Raw genomic sequence first — 19,351 nt, forward strand, 5'->3', positions numbered from 1 at the left:
CGGTGGAGGCGTTCGGGGCGGCGGGCTCAAGGGCCCAGGGGTTCCCGGAGATGGGGGAGCGCCTGCGGGCCGCCCGTGCCGCCGCCGGGGCGACGCGCAAGGAGCTCGCGGCGGCGTCCGGTACCTCGGAGCGCTACATCGCCCACGTCGAGGCCGGGACCGCCAACCCCTCCGTCGCGGTCCTGACCGCCCTGGCGTCCGCGCTCGTCGTCCCGGTCGCCGAGCTGCTGCCCCTCGGGGGCGAGCGGGACCAGCGCACGGCCGAGGCAGTCGCTGCCGTGCGACGGTTGAACGGGCGGCGGCTCGGACTGCTGATCGATCAGCTCCGGGCGTCCTCCGCCGTGGATCGGGCGTCGCGGATCGTGTTGCTGGGCATGCGCGGTGCCGGGAAGTCGTCCATGGGGCAGGCGCTCGCCAGGCGTCTCGGGTGTCCGTTCGTCGAGCTCACCCGCGTGGTCGAGGACTCCTTCGGGGGCGAGCTGCGGCTGCTGATGGAACTCGAGGGCCGCGCCGGGCTGCGGCACCACCAGTCGGTGGCGTGGGAGCGGCTGGTCGAGACGCACGAGCGGCTCGTTGTGGCCGCGCCGGGCGGGGTGGTCGCCGACGTCACCCTGTACGACCGCATGCTCGACACAGCACACAGCGTGTGGCTCATGGCCGATCCGGAGGACCACATGGCGCGGGTCGTCGCGCAAGGCGACCTCCGGCCCATGTCGGGGGACCGGCGCGCGATGACCAACCTGCGGGCGATCCTGCGGGCGCGGTCGGCGGAGTACGCCCGGGCCCAGGTGCATGTCGACACCTCACGTCAGGACCCGCAAGCGACCCTCGACCTGCTGGAGCGGCGCCTCGAGCGGCTCTGCGCGGGCGCGGGCTCTACGGGGTGACGAGGTCGTGCTCGACCTCCGCGGTGGCCCGGTAGCGCCCGTTGGGAGCAGCCCATGACGCGCTTGAAGGCGTTGCTGAATGCGCGCACGGTGGTGCGCGCTGGCACCGCCAGCGACTGGCCCAGCTGCTGGACCTCGCTCCGCCCATCGCCCCCGAGCTGGCGGCGCGGAGCGCGGTGACCCGACGCCCGGCGCGGTCGGGCACCGGGCATCAGAGCGGGGTCAGACGGCGGGTCGGACCGCGGCGAGCCGCTCGAGGATCCGGGCCATCTCGACCGGGAGGTCGCCGGGCTTGCGGGACGTGACGAACTGGCCGTCCTCGACGACCGCCTCGTCCACATAGGTCCCGCCGGCCTCACGGATCTCCGGCGCGACCTCGCGCCAGGAGGTCAGCCGGCGACCGGCCGCGAGGCCGGCCGTCACCAGCATCTGGGGGCCGTGGCAGACCGCTCCGACCAGGGTGCCGCGCCCCACGACGGCCTTGACGAACTCCACGGCCGCCGGGACCTCCCGCAGCTCGGTCGGGGCGAGCCCGCCGGGGGATCTCGGCGCGCACGTCGCCGTTGTCGACCGCGATCTCGACGGCGCCGCGACCTTCGGCGAGAAGCTCGACGCGAACGCCGTGGAGCAGGAGCTCGCGGCCTGCGCGGGTGACGGCCTCGGTGTCGAGGTGGACCTCGCGAGCGAGGCCGGCGCGGCCGACGCGATCGGACGGGTGGTGCAGCGCCGGGGACGGCTCGACATCGTCGTGGCCGCCGCGGGGGCGCGGTGACGCCCTACACCCGGAGCCGGGCCAGCGAGGTCACCGAGGCCGACCTGACCTGTCTGGTCGACACCAACATCCGCACGGTCGATGCGACCTGCCGGGCGGCGGTGCCTGCGCTGGGGAGCTCCAGAGGCGGGTCGATCGTCACCATCGGCAGTGCTGCCGGCCTGACCACTACCCCGACCGGTCACCTGGGTCGGTACGGGGCGACGAAGGCAGCCGTCCACCAGTACACCCGCTACCTCGCCAACGAGGTGGGCCAGTGGGGCATCCGGGTGAACTGTGTCGCCCCGGGCGTCATCGAGACGGCGCGGACCGTCGCGCAGAGCGCGGACTCGGGTCTCGCGGCGAGGGAACAGGCCGCGGTCATCCCGCTTCGGCGGCTCGTACGCCCAGAGGACATCGCCAGGGCAGTGCAGGTCTTGTGCGGTCCGCTGTCGTCCTACCTCACGGGATAGGTCGTCGGGGTCAACGGGGGAGCGCAGTAGCGGCGTGCCCGTCCGCCGGTGGCGGAGCTCGACATGCGGCGACTCCGACCGACTCTTCCGGGGAGCGGCCTCGAACGGGCCGCCGCCCGCTCCGGTGCGGAAGGCCCTGTTCCATGACAGCGATGACCGTGACCGACGAGGTCCGCGCAGCTGCCGACCGGTTGCTCGCGGCTGCCGACACCCGGCGCACGTCCTCCCGGTCCCGGACATCCTCCCCGAGGTTCCGGTCGGCTACGCGGTGCAGTCGCTGCTCACCGAGGTCTGGCTCGGCCGGGGCCGGCGACCGGCGCGCAGGCCGAGCCAATCGACGTCGACCGGCTGCTGCAGCCCCGCATCGAGGCGGAGATCGTGTTCGTCCTCGGCGGCCACCCTCGACCTGCTGGAGCGGCGGCTCGGGCGGCTCTGCGCGGGCTCTACGGGGTGACGAGGTCGTGCTCGACCTCTGCGGTGGCCCGGTAGCGCCCGGGGGAGCAGCCCATGACGCGTTTGAAGGCATTGCTGAAGGCGCTCTCGGAGCCGTATCCCCATTCCTGGGCGATGTCGGCGATGTTGCGCCGGCTCGACCGCAGCTCTCGCCCGGCGGTGCGCATGCGCCAGCCGAGGAGGTAGTTCAGCGGCGAGGTCCCGACGAGCGTGGTGAAGCGTGTCGCGAAGGCGGAGCGCGACATGCCCACCTCGGTTGCGAGTCCGGCGACGGTCCAGGGGTGGAGTGGGCGGTGGTGGATCTTGGCGAGTGCCGCGCCGATCCTTTCGTCGTGCAGGGCGGTGAGCCAGGCGCCGCCGGCCCCACCCGCGGAGACGTGGGCACGCAGGGTCTGCACGAGCATGATGTGCGCGATCCGCTCAGTGACCAGTGCGGCCCCGAACTCGTTGTGGGTGGTTTCCTGCTCCAGTTGCCGGAGCTGGCTGCGCATGGCGTCCGCGGGCACCGTGTCGGCGGCGACGCGGATGACCGGGGGCAGGACGTCGAGCAGGACGCGGGCGTGGGCCTGGTCGAAGACGAACCGACCGCCCACCACCACCGTGGCGGCAGTGGTGCCGCTCGCCGTACCGAGGCGGACCACATGGTCCGCGGGAACGTCGGCGAACACCTCGCGCGCGGACGTTCCTTCGACGCCGGGGGCGCTGACCAGGCGGTACGGCCTGCCGTCGCCGAGGAGGTAGCAGTCCCCCTCGGTGAGCCGCAGCGGCTCGGCCCCGCTCTCGGACTGGTAGAAGCAGGACCCGCGGAGCACGACCCCGAACTTCACGTGCCGGTAGCGGGGGAAGTCGATCGCCCAGTCGCCGCCGGCCTCGAGCCGGGCGAGCAGGGCGTTGCGGACGTCGAGCAGGGCCAGCACCTCGGACAGCGGATCCACGGCACCTCCCGGCCAGGATCTGGAGTATCGCTCAAAATAAGTGGACGATTCACTATAGATGGTCCGTCTTTCGTCGTCCTACGCTCGGCCGGCCGACGAGAGGAGCTCATCGTGGAGTATCGGCAGCTGGGAGCCGCAGGCGCGTTCGTGTCCCGCATCGGTCTCGACACCGCGACTCTCGAGGGCGTGGACCAGCAGGCGGCCGAACGGCTGGTCGGGACCGCGCTCGACGCGGGGGTGACCTTCGTGCAAGCGGCCGAGTCCGCGTCGGGCCGGGCCGAGGAGGTGCTCGGCCGGGTGCTCGGGGACCGCCGCCGCGACATCGTGCTGGCGGCGGGCCTGCGCTCGCGGCACGGCGTCGCCCCGCACCGCACCGGGCAGTCCCGCCTCCACGTCTCGCAGGCATTGGACGACACGCTGCGCCGGCTGCGCACCGATCACGTCGACCTCTACCGGGTGCACGGGGTCGATCCCTGTACCCCGGTCGAGGAGACGCTCCTCGCGCTCGACGACGCGGTGCACCAGGGCAAGGTCCGGTACGTCGCCTGCTCGGGGCTGGCCGCGTGGCGGGTCACCAAGGCGCTCGGGGTGTCCGCGCTGCACGGGCTGGCCGCCTTCGTCGCCGTCGAGTCGCCGTACGGACCCGAGGACCGGCAGGCCGAGCGCGACTTGGTCCCGATGGTCATGGCCGAGAACCTCGCCCTCGTGGTGACGGCGGGGACGGCGGGCACGACGACGGCCGGCGTCGCCGCCGCCCTCGGCGCGACGCCGGCGCAGGTCGCGCTGGCCTGGCAGCTGACCCGGCAGGCCGTGACGTGTGCGCTCGCGACCCCGGCTGGGGTCGACGACACGGCCGCGCTGCTGGCCGCGGCGGATCTGTCGCTCCCTGAGGAGCTCCGGTCCCGGCTCGACGGACCTCCGGCTCCCGGGTTCGCCGCCCCCGCCGGCTCCGGCGAGCCCGCGACGCTGCTCGCCCGGTCCGCCTGACCCGTGGCCGCTCCGCGGAATGGCGGCCGTCCCGAGCGACCTGCCGAACCGGTCGGGTGCCGCGATCCGCGGGCCGCCGACGCCGCCGACGAGAGGACCACCGTGCACGACAGCCAGGAATCACCGCTGGCACGCGAGCTCCACGCGTTCCTCGATCGCGAGGTGCCCCGCTTCCACCAGCGCTGGTCGGGCCGCGAGCAGACCGTAGCGGCTCGGATCGACTGGCAACGCACGATGGCGGCGGGGAAGTGGGCAGCGCCGGCGTGGGCGGTCGAGAACGGAGGGCGGGGGGCCGGAGCCGACGACCTGCTCGCTCTCGAGGAGGTCAACGCGCAGTTCGGCATGCCGCTGCTGATCGGCACCATGGGGATCAAGAACGTCGGTCCGACGATCGCAGCGTGGGGCACCGAGCGCCAGCGCGAGCACCTGCCGCGGATCATGATGGCCGACGAGATCTGGTGCCAGGGCTTCAGCGAGCCCGAGGCCGGCTCGGACCTCGCCTCCCTGCGGACCCGGGCGGTGCGCGACGGCGACGAGTTCGTGGTGAACGGGCAGAAGATCTGGACGTCGCAGGGCATGGAGGCGACGCACATCGAGCTGCTGGTGCGGACGAACCCGGACGAGCCCCGCCACCGCGGGATCTCCGTGCTGCTGGTGGACCTGTCGTCGCCGGGGATCGAGCGGCGCCCCATCCGTCAGATCGACGGGAACGCGGAGTTCGCCGAGGTGTTCTTCACCGATGTCCGAGTCCCGGCCGAGAACCTGCTCGGCCCCCTCAACGAGGGCTGGCGGGTCACCAGAACGACCCTCGGGCACGAGCGCTCCGGTGCGGCGATCTTTTGTGCGCGGCTGGAGCACCAGGTGGGGGAGCTGATCGCGCGCCACACCCGGGCGGCCCGGCGAGAGGCGCTGCCGGCGGTACTGGCCGACGACCTGGTCCGCCGGCACGTCGAGGCGCGGGTGCTCTCGCTGCTGAGCCGGCGGATGATCAACCAGCTGGCGGCGGGGGAGGAGCCCGGAGCGACCCAGTCCGTCATCAAGCTCGTGTTCAGCGAGATCCGCCAGCGACTCGCCGGCACGATGTTCGACCTCGACGATGCGGACGGCCGAGCCGCCGCTGCCCCCGGCGAGCTCGAGGTCGAGTACCTGACGGCCCGATCCGCGACCATCGCCGCCGGCACATCCCAGATCGTCCGCAACATCCTGGCGGAGCGGGTCCTGCAGCTCCCCCGGGACTGACGGACCGAGTTGATGATCGGAGAATCGTGCAGAGCACCGAGTCCGACCGTGAGCTGTTCCGTCGAGAGGTCCGGCGGGCGCTGGAGCGGCTCTCGCCGGAGAGCGCCGTCCGCGAGCTGATCGACAGTCCGACAGGCCACGATCCCGCGCTGTGGGAGCGCCTGTCCGTGGAACTGGGTCTCCCGGGTCTCGCCGTCCCCGAGCAGTTCGGCGGCCAGGGGGTGGGGTTCGCCGATCTGGCCGTCGCCGTCGAGGAGTCGGCTAGGGCGCTGCTGTGCTCCCCGTTCCCGTCGACCGCGCTCGCCACCCTGGCCCTGCTCCGGTGCCCGCCCTCAGCGGGGCGGGACGAGCTGCTCACCGGCATCGCTGCGGGACAGACGGTGGTCGTCATGGCCACTGGCGGATCGGTCACCCTGTCCGGGTCGCAGCTCTCGGCCACGGGTCTGCGGGCGGTGGACGGGCAGCTCGCCGACCGGTTCTTGATCAGCGCCTGCACCCCTGACGGCCGGAGCCTCTTCGTGGTGGATGCTCGCGATGCCGGCCTCACGGCGGCTCCCCTCACCGTGTTGGACCTGACGCGCAGGCAGGCGGAGCTGACCCTGGAGGAGGTGCCGGGGGTCTCGCTCTCCGGCGACTTCGCCGCGGAGGGGGCGGCGCTGCTGGACCTTGCGGCCCTGCTGGCGTCCGCCGAGATCGTCGCCGTGGCGACGCGCGCGCTAGAGCTGGCCGTGGAGCACGTGCGCGTACGCCGACAGTTCGGCCGCCCCGTCGGCAGCTTCCAAGCAGTCAAGCATCTGGTCGCCGACGCCTTCGCCGCGGTGGAGCAGATGCGCGCCGCCATCGACTTCGCCGTCGCGGCAGTCGGGTCCGACGCCCTCACCGACGCCGACCGCGCAGAACTGACCTCCGTGGTCAAGGCGTACTGCTCCGAAGCCGGACCCGGTGTGGTCGAGACCCTGATCCAGGTGCTCGGTGGTACGGGTTTCACGTGGGAGCACGTCGCACACCTCTACCTGCGCAAGGCGAAGAGCCTCGCTACCGCGCACGGCAGCGCGCGCTGGCACCGCGAGTGGCTGGCCCAGCTGCTGGACCTCACGTCGCTCATAGCATCCGAACGGGTGGGTGGACCGCGATGACCCGATGCTCGGCGCGGCCGGGAACCTCGCGCAGGCCCTCGGGCTTTTCGTGGTTCGCACGACCGCGCCGCCTCGTCCGGGAACAGGTAACTATTGGAAGGGCACGAGGATGATCAGCGATCTTGGCTCGGGAGTGGGGCGTGCGGCGGGCATGGCGGAGCCGCAGGACTTGGCCGCGGCGGTTGTGGCTGTCCGGCAGGCCGAGCAGCCGTTCGCCGGTCGTCGGGCGCTTGTGACGGGGGGTTCGCGGGGCCTTGGGCGGGAGATCGCGGTGGCGCTGGCGGCGAACGGGGCGGACGTCGCGGTTGTCTCGCGGAAGGTCGGGGCGTGTCGGGAGCTCGCTGAGGGGCTGTCGGCTGCGAGTGGCCGTCGGGTGAGCGCTCACGGGGTTCACGTTGGTGAGTGGGGGGCGTTGGAGGGGATGCTCGACGAGGTCGAGGATGCGATCGGTCCGGTGGATGTGCTGGTGAACAATGCGGGGATCTCGCCGCTGTTTCCGAGCTTGTATGAGCTGTCGGAGGAGCTTTATGACAAGGTTATGGCGGTCAACCTCAAGGGTCCGTTCCGGTTGACCGCTGTCGCTGGGTCGCGGATGGTGTCCCGTCGTGGAGGGGCCGTGCTCAACATCTCGTCGATCGGGTCGGTGCGCCCGGAGCCGGCGTTCTTGCCCTATGCGGCGGCGAAGGCGGGGCTCAATGCGATGACGGTCGGTTTTGCGCAGGAGTTGGCGCCGTCGGTCCGGGTCAATGCAATTTTGGCGGGGCGGTTCCTGACTGATATTGGTAAGGCGTGGGACGTGGAGGCGGTGGAGGCGGAGAATGCGACTACGCCGGCGCGGCGGGCGGGTCTGCCTTCGGAGATCGTGGGGGCGGCGCTGTACTTGTGTGGGCCTGCGGCTGGGTTCACGACGGGGGCGGTGCTGGCGGTGGACGGAGGCCGGCTCGCCTCGGGCCTGTGAGAGCGCGCCGTAAACCTGAGACGTCAGTCGTCGACCCTGCGGCCACACGAACAGCTCGCCTGCGCGGAAGTGGTCGGTGGTCCCGCATCCATGTCGACCCGGTCGAGCACAGCCTGCGGCCCGGCGCCTGCAGGAGTCTCGGGGAACTCCTGCAGGGCCTTCGGAGCTTGATGCGGCTGAAGTGGCGGTTTGACATCTCGGGGCTGGTGAACGCGATCTCTCGTTGGCGCAACACTGCCCGGATCGAAGGATGGATGCGGCCTTCTCGGCCATGGCCGTAGCGCGACCTAGTTCTGTCGAGCATGCGGAACAATTATGAATTGTTGCTGGCCGACCACGCGTGCAGATCACCGACAGCACGATACGCACGGTTCTGCTTGACCTGATCGGAATGTTCGGGCTGATCCTGACCTCGATCGACTGGGTCCTAGAAATATCGTACGCCCACGCTGCAATCGTGGTGCTGCTCGCAACGGTGTCGACCATCGCAGCGGAACTGTTGGCCAACACGACGGCCGCCTGGTTTTGGAAGTCGTTGAGCGGGTTCGTCGCTGCGGTGCTGCTTGAGTCGGCGATGGCGCGGGTGCTGGTGGTCGGGGTGGACGTGCTCGGCCAGCCCTCGACCATCGGCGGGGCCTCGCGGGGCCGCGGTCCTGCTGCTGTGGATCCTCTGCTCGTTACGTTGCTTCGGTTGCTGGCCGCCGGCGCGACGGCACGCTCAAGCATCAGCGGGTCGGGAAGTGGCTGCCTAACGCTGCTGTTAAGCAAAGCCCGCTGGTGATCGTGTCGGAATTCGATGCGGGTGCGGAGCATCGCCGCAGGACGTTGACTCGTCGTCGGGCGAGCGCGATGAGGGCTTGGTGGTGTCGTTCGTCCTCGGCTCTCTTGCGCTGGTTGAACGCTCTGGAGAGCGGATCGCGCAGACGCGGGCTTTGTAGAACACGCGATTGAGAACCCGGTTTCCCGTGGTGGCGCGCCGCAGGTAGTCCAGCTCGCCGGATTGAAGTGGTGCAGTCTCTCTGCCTCGGCGAGGAATTCCGCGGTCAGTACGACCACCATTCCGGGCAGGCTGCGGATGAGGGTCCTGTTAGGGCGGCGGTCGAGGGTTTCCGCGATCTCGGCGTCGAGTAGTGCCAGGCGGTCGCGGGCGGTGAGCGCCTCAGTGCCGAGTTCGCGGATCCCGGTCGGGGTGACGTAGCGGGTCAGCAGCCACAGCCCGGTCTTCGTGGTCAGGTCGAGCTGTCGTTCCAGACCAGGGTGGATGATGGCGAGCAGGGTCACGCGTCCGCGACACGCGACTGGTCTGCTCGTTGACCAGTTCTGGCTGACGCGAGAGAAGCAGTCGCAGCACGGCTTCGGGCTCGGACAGCGCGTCGATCGTGCGCAGTTCGTCGGGCTGGCGCGCAGCCGGATCTGATCGGCGATGACCCTCTTGCGTTCCCCGCCGCGGATGGCCCGTCGGGACCGGTTGACCAGCAGCCCGAGAACGTGGACGAGGTGCAGCTCGCGGCCGAGCAGCATCGCGGTCGGCAGGCTGGCGACCCCGCCCAGGGATGTCGATCCGATCCTGGCCGGGCCGAGAGTTCGCCGATCCCGAGCAGCACTGCATCGATCGCGTCGGGGGTGTACCCGGCATTCCGGCTCAGCAGTGCTTCCCTTTGCCCATGTCGAACACGCAGGCCCAGTGCAGCTGTTTGGCCGCGTCGATCCCTACAGCCAGCCATCGGCCTCGGCCTGACGCACCCACTTGCGGACCGGCTCCGCGGACCCGACACCTAGTGTCGCGTAAACGATGTTCGTTGACCTGGTCTGCAGTGGTCGAGTAGGTCGTCGGCGGTCTTGGTCCAGACGAACGGGTGGCAGCGTTCGTTCCAGCCGTCGATGAACCGGCCGATCGCGGCGATCAGGTCCTTGACGCTGCTGTAGCTGCCGCGGCGGATGGCCTGGCGGGTGATGATCGAGAAGAAGACCTCGACCAGGTTCAGCCACGAGCCCGAGGTCGGGGTGAAGTGCAGGGTGATCCGCGGGTTGCGGGCCAGCCACGCGCGCACGGCAGGGTGTTTGTGGGTGGCGTAGTTGTCGACGACCAGGTGCAGTTTCCGCCGCGGGTAGGCCTTGGCGACCTGTTTGAGGAAGCGCAGGAACTGAACCGCCCTGGGTTCGCGAGAGGCTCGGGTTCAGGCCACCTCGGCTGGGTGGGCTACCCGTTGGGTGATGGTGTCAGCGTACACCATTTCCCGTTCTACGGGTGTCATGTAGTCGATTGATGAGTGGATTCTGTCGTTGTTGTACCAGTGAACCCAGTCGGCGGTCTCGCGTTCGACCTCGAGGCGTCCGGTCCAGTTTCGGCCCCGGTCACGGGTGTTGATCAGTTCGGTCTTGTACAGTCCGATCGTCGATTCCATCAGCGCGTTGTCCAGCGCGTCGCCGACCGTCCCGATCGACCCGGAGATACCGGCCTCGGCCAACGCCTCGGTCATCGCAATGGCGGTGTATTGGGAGCCGGCGTCGGAATGATGGATCAGTCCATTGGTGGTGAAACCGTAGACCGTCCGGCGTCGGGTGCTCAATGCTTGCTCCAGCGCCGAGGTGACCAGATCTGCGGATCTGTCCATCGATGCCCGCCAGCCAAGAATACGACGTGAGTACACATCGGTGATGAACGAGACGTAGCAGAACCCGGCCGCGGTCCACACGTAGGTGAAGTCCGCCACCCAGATCGCGTCCGGCTTCGTCGGCGCCGCCCACCCACGCTTGACCAGGTCGGGATGTCGCGCGGCCCGCTCGTCGCGGGTGGTGGTCCGGGTCCGGTGCGCACCGCGGCGAACACCCTGGACACCGGCGATCCGCATCAGCCGCCCAACCTGGTCCCGGCCCACGCGCAGCCCGGCACGACGGGCGACGCGCCACAGCTTCCGCACCCCGTACACCGACCTGTTCTTTCGATAGAGCGTGACGATGGCGTTCACCACATACGCTTCCTCCAGCTGCGCATCACTCACCGGCCGTGTCAGCCAGCGGTAGAACGTGCCCGGGGCGATCGTGACGCCGTGTTGCGACAGCACGGCGCAGATCGGCTCGACCCCGAAACGGTCACGATGGTCTGCGATGTACTCGCAGATCAGCGAAGTCGACGGTCGAGCTCCGCCTGGGCGAAAAACGCTGACGCCGTCTTCAAGATGTCGTTCGCGCGGAGCAATTCCGCATTCTCCGCGCGCAACCGCCGCAACTCTGCCTGTACATCATCCGCAGCCGCCACAGGTCGGGCCGATGCCGATCCCTCGCCCTCCTCGGCGCGAATCCAGTTCCGGATCGTGGACTGGTTGATATCCAACAGCGCGCCCACATGGCGACGCGCGGCCAGCTTCGAGTCACCGTGCTCACGCAACCGGTCCTGATACAGGCGCACCGCACGGGCACGTGTCTCGTCGTCGAACTTCCGGGGAGCGGACATAGCCCCAGTCTCCTTGGTTAGATCAGGAGCCTCTCCCGCGCCCAGGGCGGTTCAAACTCCTGGTGGCGGTGCCGTGGCAGGCACACCTGCTCAACTCTGCCGGTGGCAACCTCCAGCGCGGCGAACAAGGTGGTGGTGCCGTGGCGGACGTAGTCGTGGGTCTGTTTCTCCGGGATCCCGGGCCGGATCGGCAGGATCGGCGCGGTCCGATCCAGGGCTTGGACCTGGGACTTCTCGTCCACGCAGAGCACGACGGCCTTGTCGGGCGGGTTCAGATACAGACCCACGACGTCGCGGACCTTGGCTTCGAGTTCGGGGTCGGTGGAGAACTTGAACGTCTCGGCCTTCCAGGGCTGCAGCCCCCACCGGCGCCAGATCTTGCCGATCCACACGTGCGAGATCCCCAGCTCGACACCGAGCAACCGCGACGACCAGTGCGTCACCGCGAGCCGCTCCGGTGGCGGTTCCAGCGTCGCGAGCACCACCGCGACCTCGTCGATCACCGCCGGCCGGCCCGGCTTCGGGCGATCCTCCAGACCCGCGATGCCTTCTGCGGCGTAGCGCTTCTTCCACCCGATCACCGTCGGCTTCGATACCCCGACCCGCTCCACGATGTCCTTGACCGCGACCCCGTCCGCGGCCAGCAGCACGATCCGCGCTCGCTGCGCGAGCCCGGCCGGAATCGAGGTAGCACGCAACCACGACTGCAGAACCTCACGATCCCGCCCCGGCACCTCCACCGACACAGTCAACGCCACACACCATGATCCCGCGAAGCAGCCTGCCGGTAAAGCTATCTAGTTACCGAGCCACTAGCTTCTGCGCGACCGCACAGATCGCTGCCCACTGCGAGTCGTAGGGCGGCATGACCGCCGAGGGCAGCGGAGCCCGCCCGGAAGAAGCGAATGCCCGCGCTCGAGTGGCGGCGGGCTCTCCGTGCCGCACATCGCCTCGCGCGCCGGGGACTTGAACCGACGCGGTGCACCAGGGATTCGAACACCGGCGGGTCGGCGGCGGACCGAGGGCGTCACCCGATACTGCTCGACGCGACGTCGCGACGTCCTGGCCCTTCTGATCACCCTTGCGCTGCTGGTCGGGGCCGCTGGGCGGGTGGGGCTGGGACGCGGGCCAGTGCCGAGGCGAGCTCGTGTCCGACGGCGGTGCGAAGGTGGTCGCGGACGTCGGCGAGCAGCTGGCTGTCGATGCCGGTGTCGAGCCCCTCCCGGTGGAGCAGGTGCACGAGGTCGTCGGTGGCGACATTGCCGGAGGCGCCCGGCGCGAAGGGGCAGCCACCGAGGCCCCCGAGCGCAGCGTCGAAGCGCCGGACACCCAGCTGTAGCGCGGTCCACGCTGCGGCGGACGCCATCCCGTAGCTGTTGTGCAGGTGCAGGCCGAGCGGGAGGTCCGGGCAGGCGTCGCGGACGGTCGCGACCGTCCGGCCGATCTGGCTCGGATGTGCGGCGCCGACGGTGTCGGCCAGGTGCACCACTCCGGCTCCCATGGCGGCCAGCCGGGTCGCGAGGTGCGCCACCGTCCCCGGCGGGATATCCCCGTCGAACGGGCATACGAACGCGGTCGCGATGCACGCCTCGACCGCGACCCCGCCGTCGTGCAGGATCGCGATGCTGCTCTGCAGCCGGTCCAGCGCCTCGACCGTTCCGACTCCGGCGTTGGCGCGGCTGTGCCCGTCCCCGGCGGACACCACCACGCGCACGCTGCGGGCGCCCGCGGCGATCGCGCGCCGCGCGCCGCGGTCGTTGAAGACGAGGGTATGCAGGGTCGCCCCGGTGGCCACCCCGTTGCTGAGGGCATGGAGCAGTCGGTCGGTGTCGGCCATCTGCGGGACCCGATCCGGGTGGACGAACGACCCGACCTCGAGCGAGCGCACGCCTGCCGCAAGCAGCCCGTGGGCGAGCCCCAGCTTCGCCGCCGTGGGGACGACGACGTCCTCGTCCTGCAGACCGTCGCGCAGGGCGACGTCACTGATCAGCACGTCGGGCATCAGGACGTCGGGTTCGCGCAGCTCCGCGGCCATCAGACGACCCCCGCCGCGCGGAGCTCGGCCAGCCGCTCCGCGGTGACGCCGACGTCGGCCAGCACTGCATGGGTGTCGGCGCCGAGCTCGGGTCCCAGCCAGCGGACGGCGCCGGGGTGACGGTCGAGCCGGGGTACCACGCCTGGGAAGGACACCGGGCGTTCGGCTCCGTCGACCTCGAGGTGGTGACGTTGGTGCATGCCGCGGGCGAGGTAGTGCGGGTCGGAGAGGATCTCGGCAGCAGTGAGGATCGGGCCGTTCGGGACCCCGGCGTCCACCAGTGCCGCGGTGGCCTCCTCCTGGGTCCGCTCGCACGTCCACTTCCCGATCGCGTCGTCCAGCTCGGCGCAGTGCCGTACCCGGCCGGCGTTGTCGGCGAGCCGTGGATCGTCGGCCAGGTCGGGTCGTCCGATGGCGCGCATGAGGCGGCGGAAGATGGCGTCGCCGTTGCCGCTGACGACGATGTATCGGTCGTCGGCGCAGCGGTAGGTGTTGGACGGTGCGACGCCGGGGAGCGCGGTTCCGGCGGGTTCCCGTAGCACCCCGTGCGCGTCGTAGTCGGGGACCAGGGACTCCATCAGCGAGTACACGGCCTCGTAGAGGGCGACGTCGACGACCTCACCACCGCGTGCACCGGACCGGCGCGCGAGCAGGCCGAGCAGGGCGCCGATCACGGCGTACAAACCGGCGACGGAATCGGCGAGGCTGATCCCGACCCGGGTCGGCGGCTGCCCGGGGTGGCCGGTGAGAGCCCTGAGGCCGCCGATCGCCTCGGCCACACCACCGAATCCGGGACGGTCCCGGTACGGCCCGGTCTGCCCATAGCCGGAGACCCGCACCAGCACCACATCCGGCCGCACTGCTCGCAGCTCATCCGGCCCGAGTCCCCACTTCTCCAGGGTGCCCGGGCGGAAGTTCTCGACCACCACGTCGCAGCGCTCGACGAGGCGCAGCGCGACGGCCCGCCCTTCCGCAGTGCTCAGGTCCAGTGTCACCGACCGCTTGTTGCGCGCCAGCGTGCGGAACAGCAGCGACGTGTCCCCCTCGTGGAGCCGCCACCGGCGCAGCTCGTCGCCCGACCCGGGGCGCTCGATCTTGACGACCTCCGCCCCGAAGTCCGCCAGCAACCGGCCCGCCGTGGGTGCCGCGATGAAGTTGCCCAGCTCGAGCACCCGAATACCTGCCAACGGCCCCTTACTGTTACTCGCATCATGAGTCATATACTCATGATATGGGCGAAGGACGGGCGGTCAATGACTCCTCCGTCACCGGAGCCGGCCCTGACTACGATCACCTCCCGGCGACGTGACCACGGGAGGACCGATGACGACCGAGGACGGCCGCGCACCCGGCGCGACCCTCCTGGTGCTGCGCAAGATCAGCCAGATCCTCGGCTCGTTCACCGTGGAGCAGTCGGAGATGTCGCTGCAGCAGATCACCCGCGCCACCGGGCTGCCGGCCAGCACCTGTCAGCGGCTCGTGCAGAACCTCGTCCGTGAGGGGTTCCTCGACCGCGTCGGCGACCGCTACCGGATCGGGATCGGACTGGTCCAGTGGGCCGCGCCCGGCACGTTCGGACTTGACCTGGTCCAGCTCACCCGGCCGACGCTGCAGAAGCTGCGCGACGAGACCGGCGAGACGGCCTGCCTCTACGTCCGGGACGGGGCCTTCCGCACGGTCATCGCGCTCGCAGAGTCACGCCACCCCGTGATCCGGTTGTTCGTCGTAGGCATGGTGATGCCCTTGCACGCCGGGTCGGCGGGAAAGGTGTTCCTGGCGTGGGACCCCACGGCCCGCCACGACGCGGTGCAGCAGGGCCTGCGCCGGTTCACCCCGCACACCGTCGTCGACATCGACGTGCTCACCGCGCAGCTCGCCGAGATCCGCCAGGCCGGGTTCGCCGCCAGCTTCGAGGAACGCGACAGTGGAGCCGCCTCCGTCAGCGCCCCGGTGTTCGGACTGAACGGCGAGCTGGTCGCAGCCATCGGGATCGGCGCACCCACCCAGCGACTGGGGCCGGACGACGTCGAGCGCCTCGCCCCTACCGTCGTCGACGCCGCCGCCGAGGCGTCGACGCGCCTCGGGCACCGCCCCGGCAGTCGCGTCGACACGCTGGGATCCTGACTCCCGACGCATTCTGCCCAGACCGGACATGTCGCGTTGACAGGTGTCCCCGGGACCGTCACATTCTGAGTCATCGACTCACATCGTGGATCGCGTCCCGAGCTGACGTCAGGGGAGCACATGTCCGAAGCACGCAACGAAGCCTGGACGGACGACAACGCCACCACCGGGAGTGACAGGCCCACCAGCACCGCCGGCCCGCCGTCCGTCGCAGCCCGACTGAGCCGGCTGCCGATCACCACGACCCACCGCCGGGCCGTCACCGCGGTCGGTCTCGGCCTGTTCTTCGAGTTCTACGAGGTCTTCCTGGCCGGAGTGCTGAGTGGGGTCCTCGTCAACGAGTTCCACCTCAGCAAGGCCGAGCTGCCTGCGGTGCTCGCCTCGACCTTCATCGGGATGTTCCTCGGCGCCCTGCTGCTCGGGCGCGTGGCCGACCGCTTCGGGCGGCGCGGCGCGTTCCTGCTGAACCTGGGCCTCTACTCGGCGTTCTCGCTGGTCGGCGCTTTCAGCGTGAACGCGTTGATGCTCATGGCCACCCGGTTCGTCGCCGGTATCGGGCTGGGCGCCGAACCCCCGCTCGCCGACACCTACCTCACCGACCTGCTGCCTTCCAAGCGCCGCGGCCGGTACATCGCCTGGGCCTACACGCTCGCGTTCCTCGGGGTCCCGGTCGTCGGTTTCCTGGGCCGCGGGATCGCCCAGACCGAGGTCTTCGGCATTGCCGGATGGCGGTGGATGTTCGTGCTCGGCGCGCTGGGCAGCCTCGTCGTCTTCGTGATGCGCCGCGGCCTGCCCGAGTCACCGCGCTGGCTGGAGTCCGCAGGCCGGCAGACCGAAGCCGAGCAGATCGTGGCCGACCTCGAGGCCGAGGCCCGCGCGGCCGGTCACGTGCTGGACCGCGTCGAGGGGCCGGTGATCACGGCCGATACCGCGCCGGCACCGCTCCGCGCGCTGTTTCGTCAGCCCTACGGTCGGCGGACCGCGATGATGATCGTGTTCCACCTGTTCCAGACCTTCGGCTACTACGGCTTCGGCACGATGGTGCCGCTGGTGCTCGCCGCGAAGGGATACGCGCTCTCGGACTCGCTGCTGTTCACCGCCCTGACCTTCATGGGCTACCCCGTCGGATCGGCGCTCTCGCTGCCGCTGGTCGAGCGCTTCGAGCGGAAGTTCCTGCTCATCGCCGCGCTCGTCGCGATGGTCGGGTGTGGCCTTGCGTTCGGACTGTCCACCGGCATGGCCGCGATCCTGGTGTTCGGCTTCCTCTACACCTCGGCCAGCAACGTCTTCTCCAACGCCTTCCACATCTACCAGGCCGAGATCTTCCCGACCCAGCTGCGCTCCACCGCGTCCAGCGGCACCTACGCGCTGTCCCGCCTCACCACCGCCGCCATGCCGTTCGTGCTGGTGCCACTGCTGGCCGGCGCCGGCCCCGGCGCGATGTTCGCCGTGGTCGCCGCCGCCATGGCACTCGTCGCGATCGACGTAGCCGTGCTCGGACCTCGCACGACGGGACGGCCACTCGAGACCCTCAATGACACCGCGGCGCGGGCGTGAGGACCGGCACCGCCCGAGGTGGGGCCCCTTGATCTGCGCAGGGGCAGTAGGCAACGCACCGGCCTTTCTTGTGCGGGGGGCGAGCCAGCTCCAGGTAGCGGAACTTCCGTACCTTGCCGGTCGCGATCGTCGGAACTCGTCGATCAGTCGCAGGCGCTTTGGGAGCTTCTGCGTTGAGATCTCCGACTTCAGGCGGTACGGGGTGAGGTCGGCCAGCGTTGGCGAGGTGCCCGGCCTCGGTACGACGATCGCACAGGCATTCTCGGCCAGCCGCTCGTCCGGTTAGGGAGGGAAGGAGGGACATCTGGCGAAGCTCGATGGCCCTCGCTCTCGGCGGCACTGAGGTTCGTTCCCCACGGAAGACGGTGATCCGACCGGGCACCCGCAGGTGACCTTCGGCGTCGAACCGGCCGAGGTCGCCGGCGTGGGGCCAGCGCATGCGTCGACCGTGGCCGCTCTGCGCTCCGGGTCGCCAGTGTCCGAGGATGACTTCCCGCCCCAGTCTCGCCGATCTCGCCGATCGACACCTCGGTGCCCTCCAGGTCGACCAGCCCCTCGCGCTCGGTCTCGGCGGGACGCGTTCCCTGACGACGTGGACGCCTGCGTGCTGGCCGTCGCGGCTGCGGGCGAGGTGCTCGACAACCCGCTGTACGGCCCGCTGTAGGTCGGGCTGGGTTGGGCTGGGTTGGGGGCATTCAGCCACAACGAGCTGCGCCGCGCGACCGAGGGGATCACCCAGCGGGTGCTTGCTGCGACCCTGCGCGCCTCGGACGCGACGGCCTGGCGATTCGGACGGTCCGGCACATCACGGCCCGCAGGTCGCCTACGCCCTCACCGAGCGGGCCGCGACTTCCGCAGCGGGCTCGTCGCCGGGACGGAGCGCTATGCGGATGGGATCCTGCGGTCCCGCAGTGCCTGCGACGTGCGAGACGACGGCGGGAGCTGAGCCCTCGGTCCGTCTCCGTGATGTGCTGTCCGGCGTGGAAACCGCCGTCTGCAGCGTCGACTGCGGGCCGCAGGTTCCAACGTTCGGGTCCCCGGATCCTCCCGGCGCTGTCCCCATCGCACCGGCGAATGGGCCGTCTCGACAGTTTCGTTCCGCGGACGAGTGCAACACGGTGATACTGCGTGGGCAAGCCAGCTCAGCGCATGCCGTCGGCTCCGACGTACGGGTGTGGGCTCTGGAGGAGGTCCTGCTCGGCGAACCGAGCGTGCCGGAAGTCGAGCGGGTTAACCTCGCGGAGCGAGACACGTTCGCCGGTGAGCTGGGCAGCGGCGAGCCGCCCCACCGCCGGTGCGATCTTGAACCCGTGTCCCGAGAACCCGACTGCGAGGAACAGGCCGCCGACGGGTGAGGGCCCGATGATCGGGTTGAAGTCGGGCGTGACGTCGTACACACCGGCGTAGCTACCGGTGACGCGTGGGTCTGGCATGTCCGGCAGCCGGTGTGCGAGCCGGGAGACGACGCGCTCGATGGTGAGGTCGTCGGCACGGTCGCGGTACCGGTCGGGGTCGACGTAGTCCGGGATGGAGTGGTCGGAGTTGCCCACGAGCAGGTCGCCGTTGGGTTCGCGGCACAGGTACTGCATCTCGACCAGGTCCGACAGCACTGGCACGTCCGGGGTGGGATCACCCTGGTCGACGAGAACCAGTTCGGTGCGCAAGGGGCACACCGGCACGTCGACCCCGACACCCGCGGCGAGCGCGGCCGACCAGGCGCCGTTGGCCAGCACAACTGTTCGAGCGTCGATCCGTTCGCCGGTCTCTGTGTGCACGCCGACGACGCGGTCGTGCGCGTGCAGCAGTGACGTGACGGTGGTGTGCTGCCGGATCCGCACGCCGCGACGACGGGCGTCGGTGGCGTACGCCATTCCCGTGAGGTAGGCCTCGCCCCGCCCGCTGCCCGGCTCGTGGGCGAACAGTGCGAAGTCGTCGAGGTACAGGCCCGGCCACAGCTCGGCGACCCGGTCGGTGGGCAACAGGTCGACGTCGACGCCTAGACCCTGCTGCATGGCGACGTTGTTCTTGAGCGCGTCGACGTTGTTCTCGTCGACGCCGATGACGTATCCGCATCGGCGCAGGCCGACGTCTTCGCCGAGGATGTCTTTCGCCCGAGCCATGAACTCGATGCCGTAGAGGGCCATCGCGGCCAGTGACGGGACTCCGTAGTGGCAGCGGGCGACCGCGCTGGATTTGCCCGTCATCCCGGAGCAGAGGGTGGCACGCTCCACGACGGTGACGTCTGTGGCGCCTTGTTCGGCGAGTGACCACGCGATGGCGAGGCCCTCCAAACCGCCGCCGACGATCAGGAACTCGGTCGTGTCGTTCAACGGTGCAGCCCTCTCGGCTCGGTGTGATCCGA

Annotated in this window: 17 protein-coding genes, 3 pseudogenes and 1 other annotated feature; of the genes and pseudogenes, 10 read left to right on the forward strand and 10 right to left on the reverse strand. The window is 70.2% G+C overall.

Translation table 11 applies throughout. The annotated features are described in order from the left end of the window. Positions 1–2 precede the first annotated feature (2 nt). Positions 3–887, forward strand: a complete 885-nt coding sequence (locus ACQEVB_RS23400; RefSeq protein ID WP_432974856.1) for a shikimate kinase — start codon at positions 3–5, stop codon at positions 885–887. A 222-nt stretch (positions 888–1,109) separates the two neighbouring features. On the opposite strand, the gene ACQEVB_RS23405 is transcribed toward ACQEVB_RS23400, so the two are convergent. Further along, on the reverse strand, positions 1,110–1,382 hold the full coding sequence (locus ACQEVB_RS23405; RefSeq protein WP_432974858.1) for a DJ-1/PfpI family protein: 273 nt from the start codon (positions 1,380–1,382) through the stop codon (positions 1,110–1,112). On the opposite strand from ACQEVB_RS23405, the gene ACQEVB_RS23410 reads away from it, so the two are divergent. Together ACQEVB_RS23410 and ACQEVB_RS23415 are read left to right on the forward strand one after the other, a co-directional pair. Continuing rightward, the gene (locus ACQEVB_RS23410) at positions 1,369–1,659 is read left to right on the forward strand and encodes a hypothetical protein (RefSeq protein WP_432974860.1); all 291 of its coding nucleotides are present in this window, start codon (positions 1,369–1,371) and stop codon (positions 1,657–1,659) included. The genes ACQEVB_RS23405 and ACQEVB_RS23410 overlap by 14 nt on opposite strands. Further along, on the forward strand, positions 1,656–2,111 hold the full coding sequence (locus ACQEVB_RS23415; RefSeq protein ID WP_432974862.1) for an SDR family NAD(P)-dependent oxidoreductase: 456 nt from the start codon (positions 1,656–1,658) through the stop codon (positions 2,109–2,111). Before ACQEVB_RS23410 ends, ACQEVB_RS23415 begins: the two co-directional genes overlap by 4 nt. 261 nt (positions 2,112–2,372) lie before the next feature. Here ACQEVB_RS23415 and ACQEVB_RS23420 read toward each other — a convergent pair whose 3' ends face one another. After that, on the reverse strand, positions 2,373–2,510 hold the full coding sequence (locus ACQEVB_RS23420) for a hypothetical protein (protein WP_432974864.1): 138 nt from the start codon (positions 2,508–2,510) through the stop codon (positions 2,373–2,375). Positions 2,511–2,554: 44 nt separating this feature from the next. After that, positions 2,555–3,499, reverse strand: a complete 945-nt coding sequence (locus ACQEVB_RS23425) for an AraC family transcriptional regulator (RefSeq protein WP_432974866.1) — start codon at positions 3,497–3,499, stop codon at positions 2,555–2,557. Between the two features lie 111 nt (positions 3,500–3,610). Here ACQEVB_RS23425 and ACQEVB_RS23430 point away from each other — a divergent pair, with 111 nt between their 5' ends. The 5 genes from ACQEVB_RS23430 (at position 3,611) to ACQEVB_RS23450 (ending at position 8,600) form a co-directional block, all read left to right on the forward strand. Next, complete coding sequence (locus ACQEVB_RS23430) at positions 3,611–4,486, forward strand: aldo/keto reductase (protein ID WP_432974868.1); 876 nt, start codon at positions 3,611–3,613, stop codon at positions 4,484–4,486. A gap of 102 nt (positions 4,487–4,588) precedes the next feature. Further along, positions 4,589–5,725, forward strand: coding sequence for an acyl-CoA dehydrogenase family protein (locus tag ACQEVB_RS23435; protein ID WP_432974870.1), 1,137 nt, complete (start codon positions 4,589–4,591; stop codon positions 5,723–5,725). 26 nt (positions 5,726–5,751) lie between these two features. Beyond that, positions 5,752–6,861 (forward strand): acyl-CoA dehydrogenase family protein, encoded by a 1,110-nt coding sequence (locus ACQEVB_RS23440; RefSeq protein ID WP_432974872.1) that lies wholly within the window; start codon positions 5,752–5,754, stop codon positions 6,859–6,861. Further along, a complete protein-coding gene (locus ACQEVB_RS23445; RefSeq protein WP_432974874.1) occupies positions 6,848–7,819 on the forward strand; it encodes an SDR family NAD(P)-dependent oxidoreductase in 972 nt (323 codons plus the stop codon). Before ACQEVB_RS23440 ends, ACQEVB_RS23445 begins: the two co-directional genes overlap by 14 nt. A 340-nt stretch (positions 7,820–8,159) precedes the next feature. After that, positions 8,160–8,600 (forward strand): hypothetical protein, encoded by a 441-nt coding sequence (locus tag ACQEVB_RS23450; protein WP_432974876.1) that lies wholly within the window; start codon positions 8,160–8,162, stop codon positions 8,598–8,600. Here ACQEVB_RS23450 and ACQEVB_RS23455 read toward each other — a convergent pair. From ACQEVB_RS23455 to ACQEVB_RS23480, 6 genes and pseudogenes are all read right to left on the reverse strand, one after another. Then, positions 8,545–8,742 (reverse strand): annotated as a pseudogene (locus ACQEVB_RS23455) (hypothetical protein); the annotation flags it as partial. The gene ACQEVB_RS23450 and the pseudogene ACQEVB_RS23455 sit on opposite strands and share 56 nt — an antisense overlap. 852 nt (positions 8,743–9,594) lie before the next feature. Beyond that, a pseudogene (locus ACQEVB_RS23460) lies at positions 9,595–9,966 on the reverse strand (transposase); the annotation flags it as partial. Positions 9,967–9,996: 30 nt separating this feature from the next. Continuing rightward, a protein-coding gene (locus tag ACQEVB_RS23465) for an IS3 family transposase (RefSeq protein WP_432972188.1) occupies positions 9,997–11,273 on the reverse strand; the annotation gives its coding sequence in 2 pieces (ribosomal slippage) (positions 9,997–10,973 and positions 10,973–11,273; 1,278 coding nt in all). Further along, positions 10,852–10,983, reverse strand: a sequence feature (AL1L pseudoknot). (Overlaps the previous gene by 132 nt.) A gap of 53 nt (positions 11,274–11,326) precedes the next feature. After that, positions 11,327–12,025: pseudogene (locus ACQEVB_RS23470) on the reverse strand (IS630 family transposase); the annotation flags it as partial. Between the two features lie 323 nt (positions 12,026–12,348). Next, a complete protein-coding gene (locus tag ACQEVB_RS23475) occupies positions 12,349–13,308 on the reverse strand; it encodes a hydroxymethylglutaryl-CoA lyase (protein WP_432974878.1) in 960 nt (319 codons plus the stop codon). Beyond that, positions 13,308–14,528 (reverse strand): CaiB/BaiF CoA transferase family protein, encoded by a 1,221-nt coding sequence (locus ACQEVB_RS23480; protein WP_432974880.1) that lies wholly within the window; start codon positions 14,526–14,528, stop codon positions 13,308–13,310. Before ACQEVB_RS23480 ends, ACQEVB_RS23475 begins: the two co-directional genes overlap by 1 nt. Positions 14,529–14,631: 103 nt before the next feature. Here ACQEVB_RS23480 and ACQEVB_RS23485 point away from each other — a divergent pair, with 103 nt between their 5' ends. Together ACQEVB_RS23485 and ACQEVB_RS23490 are read left to right on the forward strand one after the other, a co-directional pair. Then, positions 14,632–15,432, forward strand: coding sequence for an IclR family transcriptional regulator (locus ACQEVB_RS23485; protein WP_432974882.1), 801 nt, complete (start codon positions 14,632–14,634; stop codon positions 15,430–15,432). Between the two features lie 120 nt (positions 15,433–15,552). After that, positions 15,553–16,989 (forward strand): MFS transporter, encoded by a 1,437-nt coding sequence (locus tag ACQEVB_RS23490; protein ID WP_432974884.1) that lies wholly within the window; start codon positions 15,553–15,555, stop codon positions 16,987–16,989. A gap of 1,142 nt (positions 16,990–18,131) precedes the next feature. Here the strand turns inward: ACQEVB_RS23490 and ACQEVB_RS23495 are convergent. Continuing rightward, positions 18,132–19,319, reverse strand: coding sequence for an NAD(P)/FAD-dependent oxidoreductase (locus ACQEVB_RS23495; RefSeq protein WP_432974886.1), 1,188 nt, complete (start codon positions 19,317–19,319; stop codon positions 18,132–18,134). Between the last annotated feature and the right edge of the window lie 32 nt (positions 19,320–19,351).

Origin of the sequence: Pseudonocardia sp. CA-107938 (genome assembly GCF_050936315.1) — a bacterium.
Classification (GTDB): domain Bacteria; phylum Actinomycetota; class Actinomycetes; order Mycobacteriales; family Pseudonocardiaceae; genus Pseudonocardia.

What these genes read in the sequence shown, in the direction of transcription:
- ACQEVB_RS23490 (WP_432974884.1), top strand. Translation starts at nt 15,553, where the DNA reads ATGTCCGAAGCACGCAACGAAGCCTGGACGGACGACAACGCCACCACC.
- ACQEVB_RS23475 (WP_432974878.1), bottom strand. Translation starts at nt 13,308, where the DNA reads ATGGCCGCGGAGCTGCGCGAACCCGACGTCCTGATGCCCGACGTGCTG.
- ACQEVB_RS23480 (WP_432974880.1), bottom strand. Translation starts at nt 14,528, where the DNA reads ATGACTCATGATGCGAGTAACAGTAAGGGGCCGTTGGCAGGTATTCGG.
- ACQEVB_RS23485 (WP_432974882.1), top strand. Translation starts at nt 14,632, where the DNA reads ATGACGACCGAGGACGGCCGCGCACCCGGCGCGACCCTCCTGGTGCTG.